We start from the raw sequence: 18,038 nt of genomic DNA, 5'->3' as shown, positions 1-18,038 counted from the left end.
CCGCCCAAATGGGCCATGTAGGCAGAACGAAAAAGTCTTAACGTTCTGTTGCAATCACTTGCGCATCAGCGAAGGGGAAGTTCGGGTAACCGTCGTTGCAATGCCGAAGGGCTTTGCCTGATGGCAGCTCCGCCCTTGACGAAAAGGAAGACGCTTCTCGCCTACGCCGAGAAATTTGAAAGAAACGAAGCGGCCGACGAGGAGTGCCTCGGCCAAGACTTAGCGCGATAAGTCCTGGCTTTCCCTCCGGATCGCCAGGGCCTGCCGGATCTTCGGCATTTCCAGAGCGAATCCGGGCAGCAGCGGAGTCGTGAGCGTATCGCCGAAGCTGTAGACCGCAACCGGCTCCTCCGCGTTTTCCGAGAATCGGAAGATCCGAACCGTTTCCTGGTGTCGATCGAAGATCCAGTATTCCCGCACGCCCGCCTCGCGGTAGATCTCCACCTTGTCCACGAGGGCGATTCGGCTGGTGGATGGAGAGAGGATTTCGATCACTAGGGCCGGCACCACATCCTTTTGGACGTTCGCCTCGACATCCAAACGCTCCAGCTGGTCATTCGGGATGTAGCAGAGATCCGGGACCACGCCTTCGCGGTCTGCGTCCGTGATTCCAGGAAAGCAGAAGGCGATATTGCGCTCTACGCTTCCCAAGGGCTGCCGTCGAAGGTAAAAGCCGATTTCGAGTTCGATCTCCTTCGCCAACCTGCTATTGCCAGTTGCCTCCTCCGTCATGACGAGATTCCCGTCGATGAGCTCCCAATGCTCGCCTTCGGGAGTGGCAAGCCAATCTTTGACCGTGTACGGGCCTAGAGTCGTCGTGGGCATGGGGAGTTCTCCTTACTTCACTTTCAAGGATACGCCGGCCTCTGGAGCGGGGCAACGTTGGCCTTGTGCACATCGTGTCGTCTGGAAACGGAAGTGGGTCGTCGTCCGGCCGGGTTGTTTTCACGCCCCAGCCAGATTACAGTTCGAACGTGAGCGCTCCTATGCACTCCGCCGACAGCATCCCGGCCGCTCTCCGCGAGGATCCGGAGTGGGAGAGAGGTGTTGAACGCCTTCCTGGCCGATTCCGACGGGACGGAGGAGATCAGAAGCAGGCTCTTGAGATCCGGTTGCCGGTTGAAGCGGAAGACCGAAAGCGGCTGCGATGGCAGCAGCCGACCCCGCGAGTGCGGGAACGTTGTAACGCAAGCGAGAGCCTCGGAGAGCCGGATCCCTATTCCCGAGGACCCCGGGCCTTCGCCATGCAGGATCAGGCGGATTGGGCAGGCGAGAAGTTTCCGTGCTAACAAGATGAGTACCGTTTTAGGGCATATCGAGATCACCCCGGGAGTGGCGGGAGGCAAGCCCCGGATCGCCGGACACCGGATCACGGTTCAGAATGTGGTCATCTGGCACGAACGGCTGGGACTGACCGCCGACGAGATCGCCACCGAGTATGGTCTGTCCCTGGCCGACGTGTACGCAGCGCTTACCTACTACTACGACCACCGCGACGAGATCGATCAGTCGATCCGAGCGGATGAAGCATTCGCCGCCGAGATGCGCAACCGCACTCAGTCGATCCTAAAAGCGAAGCTCGGTGGCTGAGTCGATCAAGTTCTATCTCGATGAGCACGTGCCGCGAGCGGTAGCGGAAGGGCTGCGCCGACGCGGAGCGGAGACTCTCCGAACCCAGGAAGCCGGAATGCTGGGAGCCAAGGACGAGCAACACCTAGCCCTCGCGCTGAGCGAGGGACGAGTCTTTGTGACACAGGATGCGGACTTTCTGCGCTTGCATGCTGCCGGCCAGCCGCACGCCGGAATCGTCTACGTTCCACACGGGACGCCCATTGGTACGATGATCCGGGGACTGATGCTCATCCAACTCGTACTGAATGCTGAGGACATGAGGAACCGCGTGGAGTTCCTATGAGCGTCTCGTGACGCCTGACCAGGGAATTGCTGTCAAGCGGCAGGGCAAGGGAGTCTTTCTGGCTGTCGGAACCTCCTACGCGATCGGCAAGGAGGACGTGGAAAGGGCGAGCGATCGATCGGCGATCCTGACGAGGGCCGTGGAGGCGAATTCAAGGCAGAGGCGCATTCCCGTCTTGCCCGTTGTGATCAGAGGACACCATTGGCCAGGATGCAAGGGAAGCGGCCAGAGAACGCCAGGTCTGGACCGTGCTCGGAGAAGCGCGGTAAACCGCTCCGGGAGCCGATCGAGCCGTCGAAGCGTTGAACCGCGGCCTGCTTCTGCTCCCTATTTCCCGGGGGCGGGTTGCTGGGACCGAACGGGAAGGGTACGGTAGCCCAGATAGCCGATGAGTGGGACGGCAATAGCGTCGAGGAAACGCTGCAGTCGTCTTTCGCGTCGCGAATCGAACGGAGAGGCCTGTCGCTATTTCTTCCGTTCCGAAGAGGGAGTCGTTGGCACATCCTCGAATGGGATGAGTTGAAGGACACCCTCGATAAGACTAGTGGCCCGCTTGCGCTTTCCGAGGAGGACAAGAAGCTGCTGATCTGGGCGCATGCTTTGGCGGTCGCGAAAGAGAAGGAGACTGGGGAAACGAACTGCATCGCAATGGTGGTCCGCGAGAATATCCGCACGGAGAACGTGCAGCGGGCGGCCAGGCGGCGCGATCTCTTCCGACTGGTGTTAGAAACCGCCGTCCGCTTGGGCGATTCTCCGGTATCGCTCTGGATCCACGGGCCGCCCAAGGAAAGCCTCGCTCTCATCGTCGGCCGGCGGATCGATGAGAGAGCGAGGAAGGAAGCCGAGCGAAACGATGTCTCGGTGGATCTGGTCCATTTCGATCAGGATCAAGACCTGCCGCCGCTGCTGCGGATCATCCTTCGGGCGCGGCTGTTCTGGCGTATGCCGATCTCGGTCCCGAGGTGGCGAGGCGGTTGGAGGGACGAATCGACCAGACGCTGCAGGAAATCCGGGAAATTTGCCGGGATGAACACTTCGTGCTCAACTGCGTTCCCCACATGGCCTTCGAGGAGTATCCGGCCGCGGTTGTCGAGGCCGCGGCAGAAGCCGAAAGGACAGGCGCGCGGATCGCCTCCGGCGACGTGCCCGAACTCTGCCCGTGGAGCGCCGGGGAGGTCCTCGACTGCCGGGAAAGGGTGTCGAGAGGTGAACTGGAATCAAGACGAGGCCTCATGCGCGAGCAAGGTCTCTCTTGGCTGGAGCTGGGCGGGACGGACGATGTCTTGCGGCGATTCGCTTGGTAGGACGATTGCTGAAGGGGTTGTCTTGTCCGGATGAGCATGGAGACTGCGTTGCGCATGGCCAACAAGGCCTTTCGTGGAAGATATAGAGCTGCTTTTTGGCGCTTCCCGGACAGCTTTGTGGCCACGGAGAAAAACTTGCCGGTGTTTCTCTGCGTGCTGCGAGAATGGGGAGGGCGCGATACATGGTTTTTGGCTGCCGAAATTGAAAGGGAGGCCGGGCTGGATGCCCATCGCCGAATTTCCGAAGGAAATATTCGCTCTGCTCAAGGCGCATAGGAGCCCGGAAAGTTATGCCGCCGAGCCGGCGGTCCTTCCGCGATCGGAGGGTGCCGCGGGATCCGCGGACGATAGCGATCTCCTCCAGCGCGGAGAGGCGGCCGTCGAGGATGCGTTCCGCCGAGATTGCGCCGTTCTCGATGCGGCCGGATACGATCTCGAGGTCGTCTTCGATCAGCCGTCGCTCAAGCGGGTCAAGGTCCGAAAAGGAGCCGACAGCATCGGGATAGAATGGGCGCTGGACTCGGCGATCCGGTACTTTCCGTTCCAGGAAGATGAGGAGCTCGGTTGGACGCTCTCGATGCCGGATCTGGCGGTCAATAAGGCGCTCACCACGGCGTACCAGGGACAGCCGGGGGACGTGGTCGAGATGATCTTCTTCCACAAGACCTTCCTCCCTCTCGCCGCGATCGTGTGGGCCGCGAACGGGAAAGATCCGAGATGGACGCCGGACCGGCTGCTGGACGGGATGAGAAGGCACTCCCGGTTAAGCGTGCCTGAGTTGGCTCCCTACTTTCCGGATGGAAATGTGGACCATCCCGAGATCAAGATGGAGTTTCTCGCCATCCTGTACAAGGCCGAAGAGTTGGTCCACCAGCTTCCTCCGGAGGATCTCGGGTGCTTCTATCTCGAGCCGGGATCGCGCAGGCCGGCGATGCCCGACTTGTCGCGGATCGGCGACTACATCCGGGTTCAGCCTGCCGTCGGCGGCGTCTGGCCGGCCATAAGCTTCGATCTCCTGCTCCGCAGGCAACCCGCCGCGGTCGTGCGCTCATTCCTTTCCGAATACCGGTCGTTCTAGCAACGGGCGGAGCCGGGCTCGGTCGGGCCTGCCCTCACGGCTCTTGACCGGCTAATTCCGCGAATTCGACTTGAACGAGGAGCGCGTCCCGGACGGCCGCCCGGCGAATTGCTTTAGGAAATCGTCGAGGGTCTCCCATTCCTTTCGTCCTTCCTCCCTGGGGATCTTATCCGCCTCCTTCGCCTTCCGGCCGGCGACCCGGCGCCAAGTCCAGGCCGCCTCGTCGCGCAGCTCCAGCGCAAGCTCATGGGCCTTTTGAACGGCCCAGATCACCGTGTGCGCGAGGTAGACGATCGCGGCGAATCCGGCCAGGAGCACGACCGCCAGCTCGGCGACATGGACCAGGTCGACGAGGACGTTCGTGAAGGATACGGGATCGCGGAAGCCGTCGACGACCGAGCGCAGCAGCCCGATATACGTGTCCACGATCCAGGAAACCAAGTGCTCGATCCAATATTGCTTCATTACGTTTAAACTACTTCGCAGTATGCGCCGATCGTCCGGAACCCGAGACGGAAGAGGCTCCCGGCGTACGGGCTTCGCCTCTTCAGGAACGGGTGCCGCGCCCTCGGGCGGCAGGGAGATGCGAAGAGCGTCCCGGTCGGCCGGATGCGCCAAGGAGGAGCGCGGAGGGAAGGCGCCGGTCGCGGCGGCCCCCCTGCGTCTGCTGCCTTGGAGGCCGCGGTCGGAAGAGATGTCTCGATGCCCAAGCCCTCTCCGCCGGACAAGTATTGGCCGCCGGTCGCGAAGGGCATCCAAGGCTCCGAGAACATCCGGGAGATCCACCGGCTCATAACAGAAGCCGAGAAGAGAAACGCAAGCGACATCCCGACCTACCGGCGGGTGCGTCGGTGCGTACACAAAAAGCGGGCCTGTGGTTTTCGATGTCGCGGAACCCTCAAACGGTGCCCGGCCGATCGACCCGACAACAAGGAGACCACAGGCGCTTCCGGAAAAACTTCCCTTCCGGGAATAGCGCTGCTTCAAAAAGGTCCGAGCGCTTCCCGGCAATGGAAGCAGCTTGCCCCGGTTTACGGCCTTAAGCGGCTTAGTCATCCGGAACTGGACCGGCACGAGAAGGGCCATCAGCGCATAAAGCGGTATGAAGGACTGGATCACCGTCGAGGAAGTAGCTGACCTGCTGGGAATCAGTCAGAGAATGGCGCTCAAGCTCTGGCGCGAGAAACGGCTCCCCGGCGGAGTCAAGCTGGGGAAGCGCACCATCAGATTCAAGCGCTCGATCGTGGAGCAACATCTGGAGGAACTGGCTCTCCCCACGGCAACGAGAACGCCGAAACGCCGTATTCGTTCTTCCCATGGCCCTGCGTTCTCGGGAAGAACAGAGACGGGAAAATGCTATGAGTGTGGAGATCCATTCCAGCGACGATAGGAACGCAGAGGATTTTTAAGAGCTGAAAAACGAGCGGCACGGGAGCGATTGAGAAATAGGAGGGAGCTCAATCCCGCCGTCCCGGGCCGAAGCCGCCGGCGTCGGCGTCACAGCCATTTGGCAGCGGAGGACGCATCCTCTCGGCAAGGCCACCGCACCGCCGGGGCTTGACGTAGGGGCGGGAAGCATCCCGCCCGACGCAGATCCGAAAATAGTGTACGCGCGTATAGGAATATCCCTCGAAGGCTGGTGGAATGGGCAGCTGGGGAGGACAGTGTTGGGGCTGAGCCGCTGTCCTCTCCCGCCAATCGTCTCGCCATTGTCTCGCCACTTTTGGGGAGCACGTATGGGTATTTTTGGGTCTCTTTGGGTTATACAGGTGCGCCTACGACAAAATCGGCTTATGATTACTATTCTAGAGGAAATAGCTTTCAGAAGTCGATTTTAATCTAGTCGCACCCGGCAGGATTTGAACCTGCGACCAACGGATTAGAAATCCGCTGCTCTATCCCCTGAGCTACGGGTGCCGGAAAGCGAGCCGTTCTTACGGCCCTGCGCGAAAGAAGAGAAGGGATTTTTCCGCTCTTGGCAAGAAAGGCGATGCATTCTTTGTTCAAGAGTCGCAAAAAGGCATCGGGCCGGAACGGTTCCCGAGGTATGCTGCCGACGGATACCCAATCCAAGAGAGCAACATGGCGATTTCCAAGAAGGAGTGGTGTCGATGGCTTCAGATCTGCGGCCTGGGACTGATCGTCCTTCTCCTGTTTGGCGTGGGGGTGGGAGTCCTTTGGCTTAACTCCTTCGTCCGGGGGAAGGCGCTAGCCAATTACGCTGCCAAGCTTGTGGAGCGGCAAATCGGCTGCCAGGGGACCTTTGAGTCCTTTTCCTTCGCCGGCTTCGGGTTCGCTACGAAGGGCTATCAGGGGAAGGGCAGTGCGTCTTCCCACTTTGCCTCCATTCAGGCGAAGGGCATCCGGATCGAGATCGATCCCTTCGCGTTGCTCCGCGGCTCGCTGGAGGTGAGGCGGATTCTGATTTTCAAGCTCACGGCAGTGTTGCAAAAGCCTTCCACCGGGGAAAAGCCGCTGGTGGAGGGTGCATCGGTTCCTGGGGTTAAAGAGGAGCGGAGCGCGGCCCTACAACGATTGCGGATCGTCTCCTTAAACTTGGAGTGGCCCTCGAATCTGGCCGGAGGAGGCTCGGTCAAGGGAATCGATTTGCGCGGAGAAGCGACGGAGGAGGGCTGGGGGCTGCGGGCCCGGGGAGGGATCATTGGCGCGGCGGATCTGCCGGAACTCACCCTTTCCGAAGCGCACGGGCTCTTGGAGGGGCGGACTCTTCGTATCGAGGCGGCGGAATGTCATCTCAGGCGCGCGCCCGAGGCGCTGTTGGCGGGGACGGGGAAACTCGGCCTTTCCCCCTCGGAGCCGACTGATCTTTCCTGGCAGGTCCAGGCGCTACCGACGGGGACGGTGCTCCCGAGCCCGTGGAACGATCGGGTGACCGGGAAGGTCCGCGGGTTCGGAAAGGTGCTGGCGGGGGTGGGCCAACCTTATGAAACCAAGGGAGACCTCTTTCTCGACCAGGGTTCTCTTCGTGGAATCCCGTTCCTGGTCGCTCTCGCTTCCCTTTTGCAGGTGCGGGATCTGCAGCACCTGGCCTTGAGCCGGGCGCAATGTCATGTCGAGGGGAAAGGGGATTGGATGCGCATTTCCGCAATCGACATTCAATCGGGAGACACGATGACGATGAACGGGTGGACGGAGATCGAGGGGAAGCGGGTTTCCGGAGTGCTCAACGTCGGTCTGCGGTCGGAGCTCGCGCAACGGATTCCCCACCTGAACGTCGGGCTGTTCCAGTTGGGGGCGGGAGGATATTTCTGGACGACGGTTCGGCTCTCGGGAACCACGAACAACGTGCAAGAGGATCTCACCCCGCGGCTCGATTGGGCAATCAAGAAGAGCATACCCATGCAGATCGAGCAGAAGGGGCAGCGGCTCTTCCGGCGTGTGATGCCGAAGATGCCTTGATGGTCGGAGCGGTTCGTCGACTCGGAACGTTAATCCTCGTTCCTGCGCCACAGGGTGACCTCAGGAAGACACCACTGAAACTTCCTTGGATGCTCGCGGAGCACAAGCGACAGGTCCCATCTTCGGAGGAGGGTGAAATGCGGGAGAAGCAGCGAGTCGACTCTTTGCGAGCCGGGAAGGAGCCAGTGGTCCCGCGGCGTATGCTCGGGGAGCCAGGAAAACGGAGAGGTGAGAAGGAGCTGTCCGCCGGGGTGGAGCAGGGCGGGGAGCCGATCGAGGAGTGCCGTGGGATCGGGAACCCGATCGAGAAGATTGGCGGAGAGGACGAGATCGAAGCACTCTTCAAAGAGGGAGGAGAGGGCGTCGCCGACTCGAAATTCAATTCGCTCCGGGCAGACGCCGGCGGGAACGGAAAATTCCCGCTCCACGAGTTGATCACCCTCCAGAGGAATCGGACAGCGGATCGAGCCTGTCTTCTGAAGCAGGCGGGCGGACTGGAGAAAAGTCTGGGAGAGGTCCAATCCCACTACGCGGCGACAGCGCCGGGAGAACTCGAAGCAGGAACGACCGACTGCGCAGCCGAGCTCGAGAGCCGTGGGATGAGGAGGAAGCTCTTCCCAACGGAATCCTTCCTGGACGCAGCGGACGGGAAAGTCGGCCGACTCCGGAGAGCAAGCGGAACTCGGGAGCTGCCATTCGACGGGGCCATAATGGAGAATCAGATACTGGGCGAGGGCTGGGCTCGTCTCGTAAAAGTCGGAACTCATTCTGCCCGGCCGAGAAGCTTTCGGAAATAGGGACCGAGCCGATAGTCCTCGAGGAGAATCTGGGTCTCCCCGTTCCGCTCCATCCGCACTTGGGGGACTTGGATATCCGGAGTCTTGAAGGGAGCGAAGAGAATATCATCGTGGGTCGCGTTCCGGGGATCGCGGAAGCCGGAAGGCCCAAGCGGTCCTCCGAGATGATCGGAGCGGCCGGTCGCAATGTGAAAGGTCCCGAGAATCTTCTCGTCCTGGATGTCCGGGCCTGCCGGAGGGAGGGACTGGGTTCCGAAGCCGAGTTCGCCCACCTCTCCGGCAGCGGGGTCCTCGGCCAGGCGGCGATTGTAGAGAGTAATTCGGGCCGAATCCCCGTGGAGCAGCCGGGCCGCTTGGGCTCGCCCGCCCGAGACCCGGACGATCGCGATGGTTCCTTCTTCGAAGCGGAGCGGGAAGTCGCCTTCCGCTCCCTTCGGGACGAAGTAGACCTCTCCCGCCGGCAAGTTCACGATATCGGGCTGCTCCCCGCGGCAGATCCCGTGGCTCTTCTGTGCCTCCATTCCGCCGGTTTCCAAGGTGAGCGAGAGGGGGCGGCCGTCGATTCGGTAGTCGATCCGGAAGTGGTCGGCTCCGGAAAGGCCGGAGCGGAGGATCTCCGCCTGCCGGCTGACTTCCTCGTAGTCGACGGAAAGCCCCGTGGCGAGGATCGTCCGGTTGAGGCCATGCATGGTCGCTCCGCGAAAACCGAAGACCTTGGCCTTGGCGGTCAGAGGAGCCGTCGCCGAGAAGCGGGAGAAGCAGAGGAAGATGTCGAAGCGGGGATAGAGATCCCGATCGAAGAGCAGGCGGTTGCCGGCGACATCAAAGGCTTCCTGGGGCAGATCGAGGTTGCTTCCTCCCGTCTCCGCATAGGCGAAAAGATCGCCGCCCGCCAGCCCAAGCTCTTCCCGAACCCCCTTTCGGAGCCCTTCGAAAAAGACCTCGTGGGCGAGCCGCTGAACCGGACGGCCCGGATCCCCCAGGAACGCATGGTCTCGAACCTGTTGTGGATCGGGAAGGTCGATGAGGAGAGCAATCCGCTCTCCGCGGCGCGGCGCGAAGATAGTCCGAAGCAGGCGCGAGAGGTCGAAGGGCGGAAATGGGGGAAGGTCCTGGCTCACGGCGAAAGTAAAAAATAGGAATAGGTCTTTCGGCAAGAAGTGTTCCATGGAACATCTTCACTTTCTCGAAGAGAGGAGAAAGGAAGAGCAAGCAGGAGAAACTGGAAGAAGCCGCGCGGAGTGCTAAGCTGAAGACGAGTAGGCCATGAAAGCGCGGTTTTTCCTTCTTATCCCGTTCGATATGGGCCTGGAGCTCGACTTCCGGGAGCCGGAGACCAAGGGGCTTATGAAGCAGTTCGCCCGGCCGAGGACCGAGCCCGTTACGTTTCGGGGAACCCTGTTGGCCGAGGGCGATGCGGTGGCCCGGATCTATAACTTCGGGGTCGGCATCCTCCAGCTCTCCTTCTCGGTCCAGGGGGATTTGAATTTCTATGCGAGCCTCGCCTCGCGGATCGATTCGCTCCGGCTCGGCAAGGCTCCGATCCCCGATTGGGCTCGCGCAACCATCGGCGAGGTGCTTGCCGAGGCGAAAGAGTTCGCGACCTATCGGTATGATTTCCGGCTGGAGGAGGTCCAGGTCTTTCCGATTCTGTCGCTGGAACCGGGTTTTGTCGGGGACGCCGAGGTCTTTCTCCGGGAGAACCGGAAGACCTTGTACGGAATGGTCAGCGGCGAGCCGAACTACGACATCCTCTCCTCGTTCGTTCTGGATCAAGAGAAGCTCGTGAACTTCGGCTATTACGAAAACGAGCTCATTCTCATCAAGCGTTTCGGCGCAGTCGTCTCCTCCCAGGAGTCCGGAACGATCTTGGATATGATCCGGCTCGCCTATGCGGTCTACTGGAACCTCCGGTCCTACAACTCTCTTCTCGACCGCGAGATCGGGCGCGCCCGGGGGCTGGTGGCTCATCTTCCACCCTGGCATAAATTCTGGGTGATGCCTCGCTGGTACGAGCGCTTTTCGAGCGAAGCGATGGACTTCGTTCGCGACAAGCTGGCGATCGTCGAATCGCTATACCAGGTATTTGGTAATGTCTTGCGGATCGATTCGGATTGGCATCTACGGACGATCCACCGCTACGTCGAGCAGGTCTTCGACATCGGAGATCTCTCGAAGGCGGTCAACGCGAAGCTCGACCGGATCGAGCAGTGCTACAGCGCGGCCCAGGACTTCATCTCTACGAACTTCTTTATCGCGGTGGAGATCCTTTTGATGCTCTCTTTTGCCTGGATGATTTTCGACACGGTCCTGCTGTTCGTGATCGCGCACAAATGAACGCGCGCGGCGGGCACTCCTCTGTCCTTCACCGGTTCGTCTCTCCTTCGGAAACGGTGCGGTCGTGCTCGAGGGCGGAGAGGTCAGGAGGAGGAGCGGTCCCGCTTCCGGCCTGGACGGGGAAATATTGCCGGACCAGTGCAGCGACCGCCCGAATCGCCTCGAGGCTCCCTTCCAAGAACCGTCCTCTCCGGAACTCGGCCTCCATCCCGGAACAGATCGTCTGCCATCCCGAGTCTCCCACGAGTCGCCGAATGGCGCGATCCGCCACGAGCTCGATGCTTCGATCGGCCAGCAGCACGTAGAGCAGGACGCCGTTATTCTTCTCGGTATCCCATAGGCCCAATTGCGCGAAGAGCTCCCCGGCGCGGTCCCGGGGTGTCACCCCGCGCAGGAGCCGCCACCAGTCGAGCGCCTGTTCGACGACGAAGCAGATCTCCCCGTTGTAGGAGTGCTCCTCCCGTTCAAGCGCCGCCTCGAGGCGAACCAGCGAGCCTGGAGGAAAGGCTCGGCCCGACCACCGGCTGCCGGCCATCCAGTGGCGGAGGAAGCGCTGGATTCCTTCTCTTTTCCCCATCACCATCTCCCGGAAGCCGCACTAGAGACCTTGGAAAGTTCTTTCCCATCCTTTGCGCCTCCTGCCATCCTCCCCGTGCCGAAGCGGGAGAGATCTCCCCCCCGGTGCCATAAGATCAGGAGGGCCTTCCCGCTCAGCGAGCCGGCAAAAAGAAAGGCGAGGATGGCGCCGAGAACCGCGCACAAGAGGCTCAACCAGAAGCTTCCGAAAAGAGCCCAGCCGGCGATCCCGCCGGTGCCTGCGGCGAGCAGTGGTCCAAGTAGGGGGCCGAAGAGACTTCCGATGACGAGCAGAAGAACGAGGAGCGCCGCCAACAAAAGAGGGATGCGATTGGACGTCTGGGCCGCCTTGGGCTCCGGATGCCTCTTGAGAGGGGGGAGCGGCTCTCCTGAGATTTTTGCCAGGATCGCTTCGATTCCGATCGAAATTCCGGAGAAGAATTGTCCGGTTTTGAAGAACGGAAGGATCCTCTCCTCGATGATCCGTTTTGCTTCGGCATCGGAGATCGTCTCCTCCAGGCCATAGCCGACCTCCATGCGCACGGTCCGTTCCCCGGTCACGATCAGGAGCAGGATTCCGTCATCGAGTCCCTTGCGACCAAGTTTCCACTCCTCCAGGACGCGGATGCCATAGCTTTCGGCGGACTCCGGCCGGGTGCTCTCGACGATCAGGACGGCCACTTGACTCCCCTTCTGTCGGGCAAAGCGTCCTAGTTCGCGTTCCAGCGAACTCCGCTCTCGGTGCGAGAGGAGCCGCACCTGATCGACGACGTAGCTCCCGAATGCGGGAATCGGGGCCAATTCGGGTTCTTCGGCCTCCTCTCGGGCACAGAGGGTGTTCCCGGTGAGCCAAAAAGTGGGGAGGAGAAGCCAAGCAAGCCGTAAGAGGCGGGTTCTTGCGGACGAGGAAGGACGGCCCTTGGTGGTTGCGCGCCCGAGGGTTCCCACGGCAGCGCCCGCTACGCAAAAAAAAGCCGAAGTCGATTGCTCGCAGGCCACGATCCCGCTACTCCTAATCCGAGGAAGACGGAGAAGCAAGCCGTCCGGATTCGCGGCGGCTGGCATCAGGGTGAGAATCTTATGCTGCGTGGAGAAACGCGATTGCCGAGCGAAGCAAAAACCTGCATTACTAGGAATGCTGCTTTTTTCCTGGAGCGCAGGCGGTAAGGCTTGCGTCTCCGAGAAGAAACGATTTAGGTTTTAAAGATTGCCGCCCCTTTGGGCGGCAAGAAGAGAAGGAGAATGAGATGCCCTATCATCGGGCCACATTGAGTACGTTCCTCATCGACGAGCGGCGTCGAACGCCCGACTTCGATCCGGAGTTGGCTGGGTTGATCAAGGATGTGGAGGTTGCTTGTAAATATATCGCCTCCGCAGTCTCTCGCGGGAGTCTCGCCGAGCCGAAGGTCAGCACGGGGGTCAACATCCAGGGCGAGGAGCAGAAGCCCCTCGATGTGATCGCCAATGAAATGTTCCTTCAGGCCTGCGACTCGACGGAGCAGCTCCTCGGAGTGGTTTCCGAAGAGATGGAGGGCCCTCATGCGATCCCGCGGAAGCGTAGCGGTCGCTATCTGCTGGTTTACGACCCTCTGGACGGATCCTCCAATCTCGATCTGAACTTGACGGTCGGCACGATCTTCTCGGTGTTGCGCGCCCCGGAAGGAGCGGGGGAGCCCAAGCCCGAGCATTTCTTGCAGCCGGGAACTTCCCAGGTGGCCGCGGGCTTTACCCTGTACGGGCCCAGCGTGATGCTGGTCTTGACCCTGGGACGGGGCGTCCACGGTTTTACGCTCGACCGGGAGGTGGGAACCTTCATCCTCACGCATCCCGATCTGCGCATTCCGGAAGAGACGCGGGAGTTTGCGGTCAATGCCTCGAACGAGCGTTTCTGGGAAGCTCCCGTCCGGCACTACGTGGAGGAGTGCCAGCTGGGGAAGAGCGGGCCGCGGGGCGTGGATTTCAACATGCGCTGGGTGGCTTCGATGGTGGCCGAGGTCTTCCGTATTCTGATTCGCGGGGGGCTCTTCATGTACCCGCGGGACACCAAGGATCCGAGCAAAGCAGGGCGTCTGCGTCTCTTGTACGAGGCCAATCCGATGAGCATGATCGTCGAGCAGGCGGGTGGAGCGGCCTCGACGGGGCGGGAGAGGATTCTCGAGGTTAAGCCCAGTTCCCTGCATCAGCGGATTCCGGTCATCCTGGGATCACGCAATGAGGTGGAGCGGCTCGTGCGCTATTATCAAGCTCATGACCGTGGGGAGGAGTTGACCTTTAAATCCCCACTTTTTGGTAATCGGTCGGTCTTTCAAAGCTAGCTAGAGGATTTCATCGCATGTCAGCAAAGCATCCTATCGTCGCCGTTACCGGTTCGTCGGGGGCCGGGACCACGACTGTCAAGACCGCCTTCCAGCATATCTTTCGGCGGGAAGGGATCAACTCCTGGGTCGTCGAGGGGGACGCCTTCCACCGGTATAACCGCGTCGAAATGAAGGCCCGGAGGGAAGAGTTGGAGAAGAAGGGCGACCGCCATTTCAGCCATTTCGGACCGGAAGCCAACCTTTTTGAAGAGTTGGAAAAGCTCTTTCGGAGCTACGGGGAGACCGGAACCGGAAAGGTGCGCAGGTACCTGCACAACGAGGAAGAAGCTGCACCCTACAAGCAAGAGCCCGGTACCTTCACCCCTTGGGAGGATATTCCCGACGGGACGGACCTCCTCTTTTACGAGGGGCTCCACGGAGCGGTGGTCACGGACAAAGTCGACGTGGCGCGCCATGCCGATCTTTTGATGGGCGTCGTGCCCATCATCAACCTCGAGTGGATCCAAAAGATCCACCGGGACAAGAAGGAGAGGGGCTACTCCCAGGAAGCAATCGTCCACACCATCCTGCGCCGTATGCCGGACTACGTCCACTATATCTGCCCGCAGTTTTCGCACACCCATGTCAATTTCCAGCGGGTGCCGACGGTCGATACTTCCAATCCATTCATCGCACGCGATATTCCCTCGCCAGACGAGAGCATGCTGGTGATCCGCTTTCGGAACCCGAGAGAGATCGACTTTCCCTATCTCCTTTCGATGCTCAGCGGCTCGTTTCTTTCCCGACCGAACACGATCGCTTGCCCGGGGGGGAAGATGCCGCTGGCGATGGAGTTGATCTTCACCCCGATGATCTGGAAGCTCATGCACCGGAAGAAGCAGGCTCGGTAAGCGCTTCCGGGAGCATGGGTGAGCGTTCGGATACGCGCGAACGCTCGACTGCAAGCAGAAGGCCCGCTTGGGGGCAGAGTCGGCTATTTCTTTTTCCAATCGAGGCACTCCGCCAAGTTGGCCGCCTTTGCGTCCCGATCGGCCAGAGGCTTCAGTCCAAAGCGCCACTCGAGCATCCGGAGGAAGGAGACGGTTTCGTAGCCGCGGTGGTCGACCGTTCCTTTTTGCGTGTAGGGGGAAATCAGGATCGCCGGCACCCTGGGTCCCGGACCCCACCGGTCTCCCGCAGGCGGGGCGACATGGTCCCAGAATCCGCCGTACTCGTCGTAGGTGAGAAGAATCACACACCGGGACCAGTAGCGGGACGCCTGAATCGCCCGAATAAGCGCAAGGACGTGCTTCTGGCCCTCTTCGACGTTCGAATAGCCGGGGTGCTCGTTTTCTTTCCCCAGGGGCTTGACGAAGCAGACCGCAGGGAGATGGCCGTCCTTTAGATCCGCAAGGAAATCGACTTCGTCCTTCAGGTGAAGCCTTCCCTCCGGAGTCTCCGGACTGTAGCGGGCGAAATAGGCGAAAGGCTGGTGGTGGAATTTGAAGGTGGATGCAGGGTGTCCCGCGACTGCATCCCGCCAGCCTCCCGAGTACCAGGCCCAGGAGACGCCGGCTTCCGTGAGTCTTTCGCCGATCGTCGGAGCGGTCAGCGGGGGAAGTAGCTGGTCTTGCGGGATGTTGGCCTTGTGGGGCGCCTGGGCTCCTTGGACCGACCCCACCACGTAGCCATCGGGCGTGATCTTGCCGTCTTTATGGAGCCCCGTCAGGCGGCCCGCTTCGTCCAGAACGGGCTCGGCGACCCATTCGCTCGGAGGGCTGCCGGGCCACCAAGGCGTCTGACAGGATACCAGCCAGATGTGGTTGAGGAAGGAGGAGCCGAAGGCGCTCTGGAAGAAATGATCGAGCACGGTGTACTCCCGGGCGACGGAAAAGAGCGGAAGGCGCCGGGTCGTGTAATAGCCCATTGGAAGGGCCCCCGCGGTTCCCCAGGCGACGTACTGGTTGTTCGCTCCGCCGGCGATCTGGAGTTGGCAGTGGTAGAACGAATGGGTCGGATCGGCGGTCAACTCGCGCAGCGAGACATAGGAGAGGAGCGGGAAGGGCCGGTTGGGGAGGTGTTCAGGAAAGCGGCGATCGGGCTGCTGGCTCTTGTCATCCAAAACCGGAGGGAGCTGCTTGTAAGGAATCCCCGAACGATCGACCTGGACCGCCGCTTCCCCCGCCTGGGACATGCCGTCAGCACCCGGGAACTCGCCTAGGAGGTTGTCGAAGCTATGGTTTTCCTGGAAGAGAAGGATGAAGTGGTCGACGGGCGCCTCGGCGGGAGGCGGCAGCGCGGCGCCTGCGGCCATTCCGCGGAAGAGCGGAAGGAGAAGGCAGAGGAGGTGCAGGCTGCGCGAAAGAGACCGTCGGCCGTGTCGGGAGATCATGGGTTCCTTGGCGATGGTCGGCTCAAAAGCTGGCACCGATGCTCCCGTAGAGCGTGAAGGGTGCTCCCGGATAGCCGAGCATGTAGCCCGACTGATAGGCAGAGGGCACGTTGGCGTTTCCCGCGGTCCCGTAGTAGCCGCCGCTGGTGATGTATTCGTAGCCGTTGTAGTTGAGGTCGGTGATGTTCATCAGGGTCAGGTTGAAGTTGATCATCCTCTCCCGCTCGAAGAGGCGCATCGGGACCGCCGCGTTGATCGAGGCGTTGAGGGTGTAATACTGGGGCATCGTCTGTCTGCTTGGCGCCCCGGTGTTGTTGTCGAAGACGTACTGCTCCCCGTTGAAGATGAACCAGAGGCTGAGGCGCAGGGAGACCTTGCCGATCTGCTGGATCTGATAGATGCCTCCGGTGAGGTTGAGGCTGGGCACATAGGGGACATGGCGGCCATCGTAGTTTGTTGCCTGCGGCGTGCCCGGACTCACGACGTAGCTCGTGTAAGTGGCGTTCTCGACTGCACCATTCATGAAGAGGTGAAAGGTGCCGATCGGGTTGTCATCGAGGAAGAAGTCCGCTCCCTGGTAGATCGAGGTCCCGAGCCCGGTGATCGGCTTACCGACGAAGTTGACCATGTCGATCGCCTGTTCGGCGAATCGAAGCCAGAAGTAGTTGGCGCCGAAAAGCATATTGTTTAGTCCGGGCAGCTTCTCGAAATGAGTCTTGGCGCCCGCAATCGCGTACTGCGCCAGCGACAGCCCGTAGTAGGAGGCGGGAATGGCTTGAAAGATACCGCCCCCGCCTCCGACCGTGTCCGTCTCGTAAGTTTCCGAGTAGCTGCCGTAAAGGGCAAGCCAACGAGTCACCTCCAGGTTGAGAAGAATCGAAGGCTCGAGGCCGCCGAGGTGGCGTGTGGCGTTCGGCAACGTTCCTTGATTGTTTCCGGGGTTGTATTGAAACGCCAACGGGAACTGCTCCTGGGCGTTCATCGAATAGGCAGTCGTGAAGACGTCGTAGCGGATGCTTGGGATAATCTGAAGCGCCTTGATCGGCTCGATCGTATCCTGGAGATAGACCGCGATATCGGTCTGGTCCCAGTAATCGTTCCGATAGAGGTTGTTCGGGGTCAGCTCCCCGCCGGGAATCGTCGTTCCGGGAAGGAAGTAGTTCGGATTGTAGAAGGCATTGCGGCTGTTGTAGGTAGAGGAAATGTAGTAGCCCCCTACATCAACCGTGTTATAGGGGAGGATCTTGGTCAATCCGATCTGGTCCCCGAAGTCCGCTTCGGACGGGTTGTTGTACTCATAGGCGTTGGCAGCATTTTCGAAGAAGTTGTAATAACGGCTGTGGATGCGGTTGGAACCGTTGTAGAAAAGCATGTTGTGTAGGGTCGTCTTCTTGTCGTCGTCGAGGTAGATGTTCTGCTTGGCATAGGCGATCTGGGTCGATTGGCTGTCAAGCTTGCGCCAAGTATCGTAGTTGAGATTGCTATAGTAGCCGCTGGTCGCCTGGCTGTAGGGGGTTCCGGCAATCGGCATGCCGCTCGCGCTCTGGCCGTTGACCGTCACGTAGGGGTTGGCGCCGACGGGAAGAATGGTGGGCCGGTAGCCGCCCGCATCCGCATACCAGGCGCCGAAGCTGATGTCGCCATGGTTGAAGTTCTTGATCGTCTTTACGTAGGCCGCGTACTGGTAGCTGGGGCTTCGGAATCCGTCCGGGGACATCCGGAAGTTGTTTCCGTCGCCGACCCCTCCCGCGATCACCGTCGACCAGCCGTGGATGTTTCCGGTCCGGTAGTCGGCGGTCAGCATCTTCTGGTTGAAGCTTCCGTAGATGATGTTGAGATCGGCGCCCGAATGCTCGGTCGGCTGGATCGGGGTGAACTCCACCATGCCGCCGACATTGTCATACCAGCGGCCGGCCGCCGTT

Annotated in this window: 20 protein-coding genes and 1 tRNA gene; 11 read left to right on the top strand and 10 right to left on the bottom strand. The window is 60.8% G+C overall.

Features of this window, described 5'->3' with window-relative positions; all coding sequences use genetic code 11:
• Positions 1-219: 219 nt before the first annotated feature.
• Positions 220-825 carry a Uma2 family endonuclease gene (locus tag MAMT_RS08230; RefSeq protein ID WP_142660499.1) on the bottom strand — a complete coding sequence of 202 codons (606 nt, stop codon included), beginning with the start codon at positions 823-825 and terminating at the stop codon, positions 220-222.
• A gap of 149 nt (positions 826-974) precedes the next feature.
• Here MAMT_RS08230 and MAMT_RS08225 point away from each other — a divergent pair, with 149 nt between their 5' ends.
• Genes MAMT_RS08225 through MAMT_RS08215 form a run of 3 tightly spaced genes read left to right on the top strand, consistent with a single transcriptional unit; the run spans position 975 to position 1,915 of the window.
• Positions 975-1,289: a hypothetical protein gene (locus MAMT_RS08225; RefSeq protein ID WP_246186600.1), complete on the top strand. Its 315-nt coding sequence runs from the start codon at positions 975-977 to the stop codon at positions 1,287-1,289.
• Between the two features lie 4 nt (positions 1,290-1,293).
• On the top strand, positions 1,294-1,590 hold the full coding sequence (locus tag MAMT_RS08220) for a DUF433 domain-containing protein (protein WP_018291621.1): 297 nt from the start codon (positions 1,294-1,296) through the stop codon (positions 1,588-1,590).
• Positions 1,583-1,915 carry a DUF5615 family PIN-like protein gene (locus MAMT_RS08215; RefSeq protein ID WP_142660497.1) on the top strand — a complete coding sequence of 111 codons (333 nt, stop codon included), beginning with the start codon at positions 1,583-1,585 and terminating at the stop codon, positions 1,913-1,915. The genes MAMT_RS08220 and MAMT_RS08215 overlap by 8 nt, the downstream gene beginning before the upstream one ends.
• 723 nt (positions 1,916-2,638) lie before the next feature.
• Here MAMT_RS08215 and MAMT_RS11705 read toward each other — a convergent pair.
• Positions 2,639-2,806 carry a hypothetical protein gene (locus MAMT_RS11705; RefSeq protein WP_246186599.1) on the bottom strand — a complete coding sequence of 56 codons (168 nt, stop codon included), beginning with the start codon at positions 2,804-2,806 and terminating at the stop codon, positions 2,639-2,641.
• Between the two features lie 71 nt (positions 2,807-2,877).
• Here MAMT_RS11705 and MAMT_RS11700 point away from each other — a divergent pair, with 71 nt between their 5' ends.
• From MAMT_RS11700 to MAMT_RS08205, 3 genes are read left to right on the top strand one after another with little or no spacing between them, the layout of a single operon-like run.
• Complete coding sequence (locus tag MAMT_RS11700; RefSeq protein WP_246186598.1) at positions 2,878-3,219, top strand: hypothetical protein; 342 nt, start codon at positions 2,878-2,880, stop codon at positions 3,217-3,219.
• A 30-nt stretch (positions 3,220-3,249) separates the two neighbouring features.
• Complete coding sequence (locus tag MAMT_RS11420) at positions 3,250-3,495, top strand: hypothetical protein (RefSeq protein WP_178087024.1); 246 nt, start codon at positions 3,250-3,252, stop codon at positions 3,493-3,495.
• Positions 3,443-4,297 carry a hypothetical protein gene (locus MAMT_RS08205; RefSeq protein WP_142660496.1) on the top strand — a complete coding sequence of 285 codons (855 nt, stop codon included), beginning with the start codon at positions 3,443-3,445 and terminating at the stop codon, positions 4,295-4,297. The genes MAMT_RS11420 and MAMT_RS08205 overlap by 53 nt, the downstream gene beginning before the upstream one ends.
• A gap of 51 nt (positions 4,298-4,348) precedes the next feature.
• On the opposite strand, the gene MAMT_RS08200 is transcribed toward MAMT_RS08205, so the two are convergent.
• The gene (locus MAMT_RS08200) at positions 4,349-4,762 is read right to left on the bottom strand and encodes a hypothetical protein (protein WP_142660495.1); all 414 of its coding nucleotides are present in this window, start codon (positions 4,760-4,762) and stop codon (positions 4,349-4,351) included.
• A gap of 637 nt (positions 4,763-5,399) precedes the next feature.
• Between MAMT_RS08200 and MAMT_RS08195 the strand changes: the two genes are divergently transcribed.
• Positions 5,400-5,687 (top strand): helix-turn-helix transcriptional regulator, encoded by a 288-nt coding sequence (locus tag MAMT_RS08195; RefSeq protein WP_142660494.1) that lies wholly within the window; start codon positions 5,400-5,402, stop codon positions 5,685-5,687.
• A 454-nt stretch (positions 5,688-6,141) separates the two neighbouring features.
• On the opposite strand, the gene MAMT_RS08190 is transcribed toward MAMT_RS08195, so the two are convergent.
• Positions 6,142-6,214: transfer RNA gene (locus MAMT_RS08190), tRNA-Arg, on the bottom strand.
• Between the two features lie 165 nt (positions 6,215-6,379).
• Here MAMT_RS08190 and MAMT_RS08185 point away from each other — a divergent pair.
• Positions 6,380-7,717: an AsmA family protein gene (locus MAMT_RS08185; RefSeq protein WP_142660493.1), complete on the top strand. Its 1,338-nt coding sequence runs from the start codon at positions 6,380-6,382 to the stop codon at positions 7,715-7,717.
• Between the two features lie 29 nt (positions 7,718-7,746).
• Here MAMT_RS08185 and MAMT_RS08180 read toward each other — a convergent pair whose 3' ends face one another.
• Positions 7,747-8,484, bottom strand: coding sequence for a methyltransferase domain-containing protein (locus tag MAMT_RS08180; protein ID WP_142660492.1), 738 nt, complete (start codon positions 8,482-8,484; stop codon positions 7,747-7,749).
• Positions 8,481-9,683: a M29 family metallopeptidase gene (locus tag MAMT_RS08175; protein ID WP_246186597.1), complete on the bottom strand. Its 1,203-nt coding sequence runs from the start codon at positions 9,681-9,683 to the stop codon at positions 8,481-8,483. Before MAMT_RS08175 ends, MAMT_RS08180 begins: the two co-directional genes overlap by 4 nt.
• Positions 9,684-9,780: 97 nt before the next feature.
• On the opposite strand from MAMT_RS08175, the gene MAMT_RS08170 reads away from it, so the two are divergent.
• Entirely contained in the window at positions 9,781-10,851 is a 1,071-nt protein-coding gene (locus tag MAMT_RS08170; RefSeq protein WP_142660490.1) for a hypothetical protein, read from the top strand.
• A gap of 28 nt (positions 10,852-10,879) precedes the next feature.
• On the opposite strand, the gene MAMT_RS08165 is transcribed toward MAMT_RS08170, so the two are convergent.
• Together MAMT_RS08165 and MAMT_RS08160 are read right to left on the bottom strand one after the other, a co-directional pair.
• Positions 10,880-11,428 carry a TPM domain-containing protein gene (locus MAMT_RS08165; protein WP_246186596.1) on the bottom strand — a complete coding sequence of 183 codons (549 nt, stop codon included), beginning with the start codon at positions 11,426-11,428 and terminating at the stop codon, positions 10,880-10,882.
• Positions 11,428-12,426: a TPM domain-containing protein gene (locus MAMT_RS08160; RefSeq protein WP_178087023.1), complete on the bottom strand. Its 999-nt coding sequence runs from the start codon at positions 12,424-12,426 to the stop codon at positions 11,428-11,430. Before MAMT_RS08160 ends, MAMT_RS08165 begins: the two co-directional genes overlap by 1 nt.
• A 248-nt stretch (positions 12,427-12,674) precedes the next feature.
• Between MAMT_RS08160 and MAMT_RS08155 the strand changes: the two genes are divergently transcribed.
• Positions 12,675-13,742 carry a class 1 fructose-bisphosphatase gene (locus MAMT_RS08155; protein ID WP_142660487.1) on the top strand — a complete coding sequence of 356 codons (1,068 nt, stop codon included), beginning with the start codon at positions 12,675-12,677 and terminating at the stop codon, positions 13,740-13,742.
• 17 nt (positions 13,743-13,759) lie between these two features.
• Positions 13,760-14,635 (top strand): phosphoribulokinase, encoded by an 876-nt coding sequence (locus tag MAMT_RS08150; RefSeq protein WP_142660486.1) that lies wholly within the window; start codon positions 13,760-13,762, stop codon positions 14,633-14,635.
• Between the two features lie 83 nt (positions 14,636-14,718).
• On the opposite strand, the gene acpA is transcribed toward MAMT_RS08150, so the two are convergent.
• Both acpA and MAMT_RS11415 read right to left on the bottom strand, forming a co-directional pair.
• Positions 14,719-16,116 carry an acid phosphatase gene (gene acpA / locus MAMT_RS08145; protein ID WP_142660500.1) on the bottom strand — a complete coding sequence of 466 codons (1,398 nt, stop codon included), beginning with the start codon at positions 16,114-16,116 and terminating at the stop codon, positions 14,719-14,721.
• 22 nt (positions 16,117-16,138) lie between these two features.
• The coding region (locus MAMT_RS11415) for a TonB-dependent receptor domain-containing protein (RefSeq protein WP_178087022.1) at positions 16,139-18,038 on the bottom strand (1,900 nt) is incomplete at its 5' end.

Origin of the sequence: Methylacidimicrobium tartarophylax, from assembly GCF_902143375.2 — a bacterium.
Taxonomy (GTDB): domain Bacteria; phylum Verrucomicrobiota; class Verrucomicrobiia; order Methylacidiphilales; family Methylacidiphilaceae; genus Methylacidimicrobium; species Methylacidimicrobium tartarophylax.
Note: the sequence above shows the minus strand (reverse complement) of the source record. Positions and strands in the feature narration are given on the sequence as shown.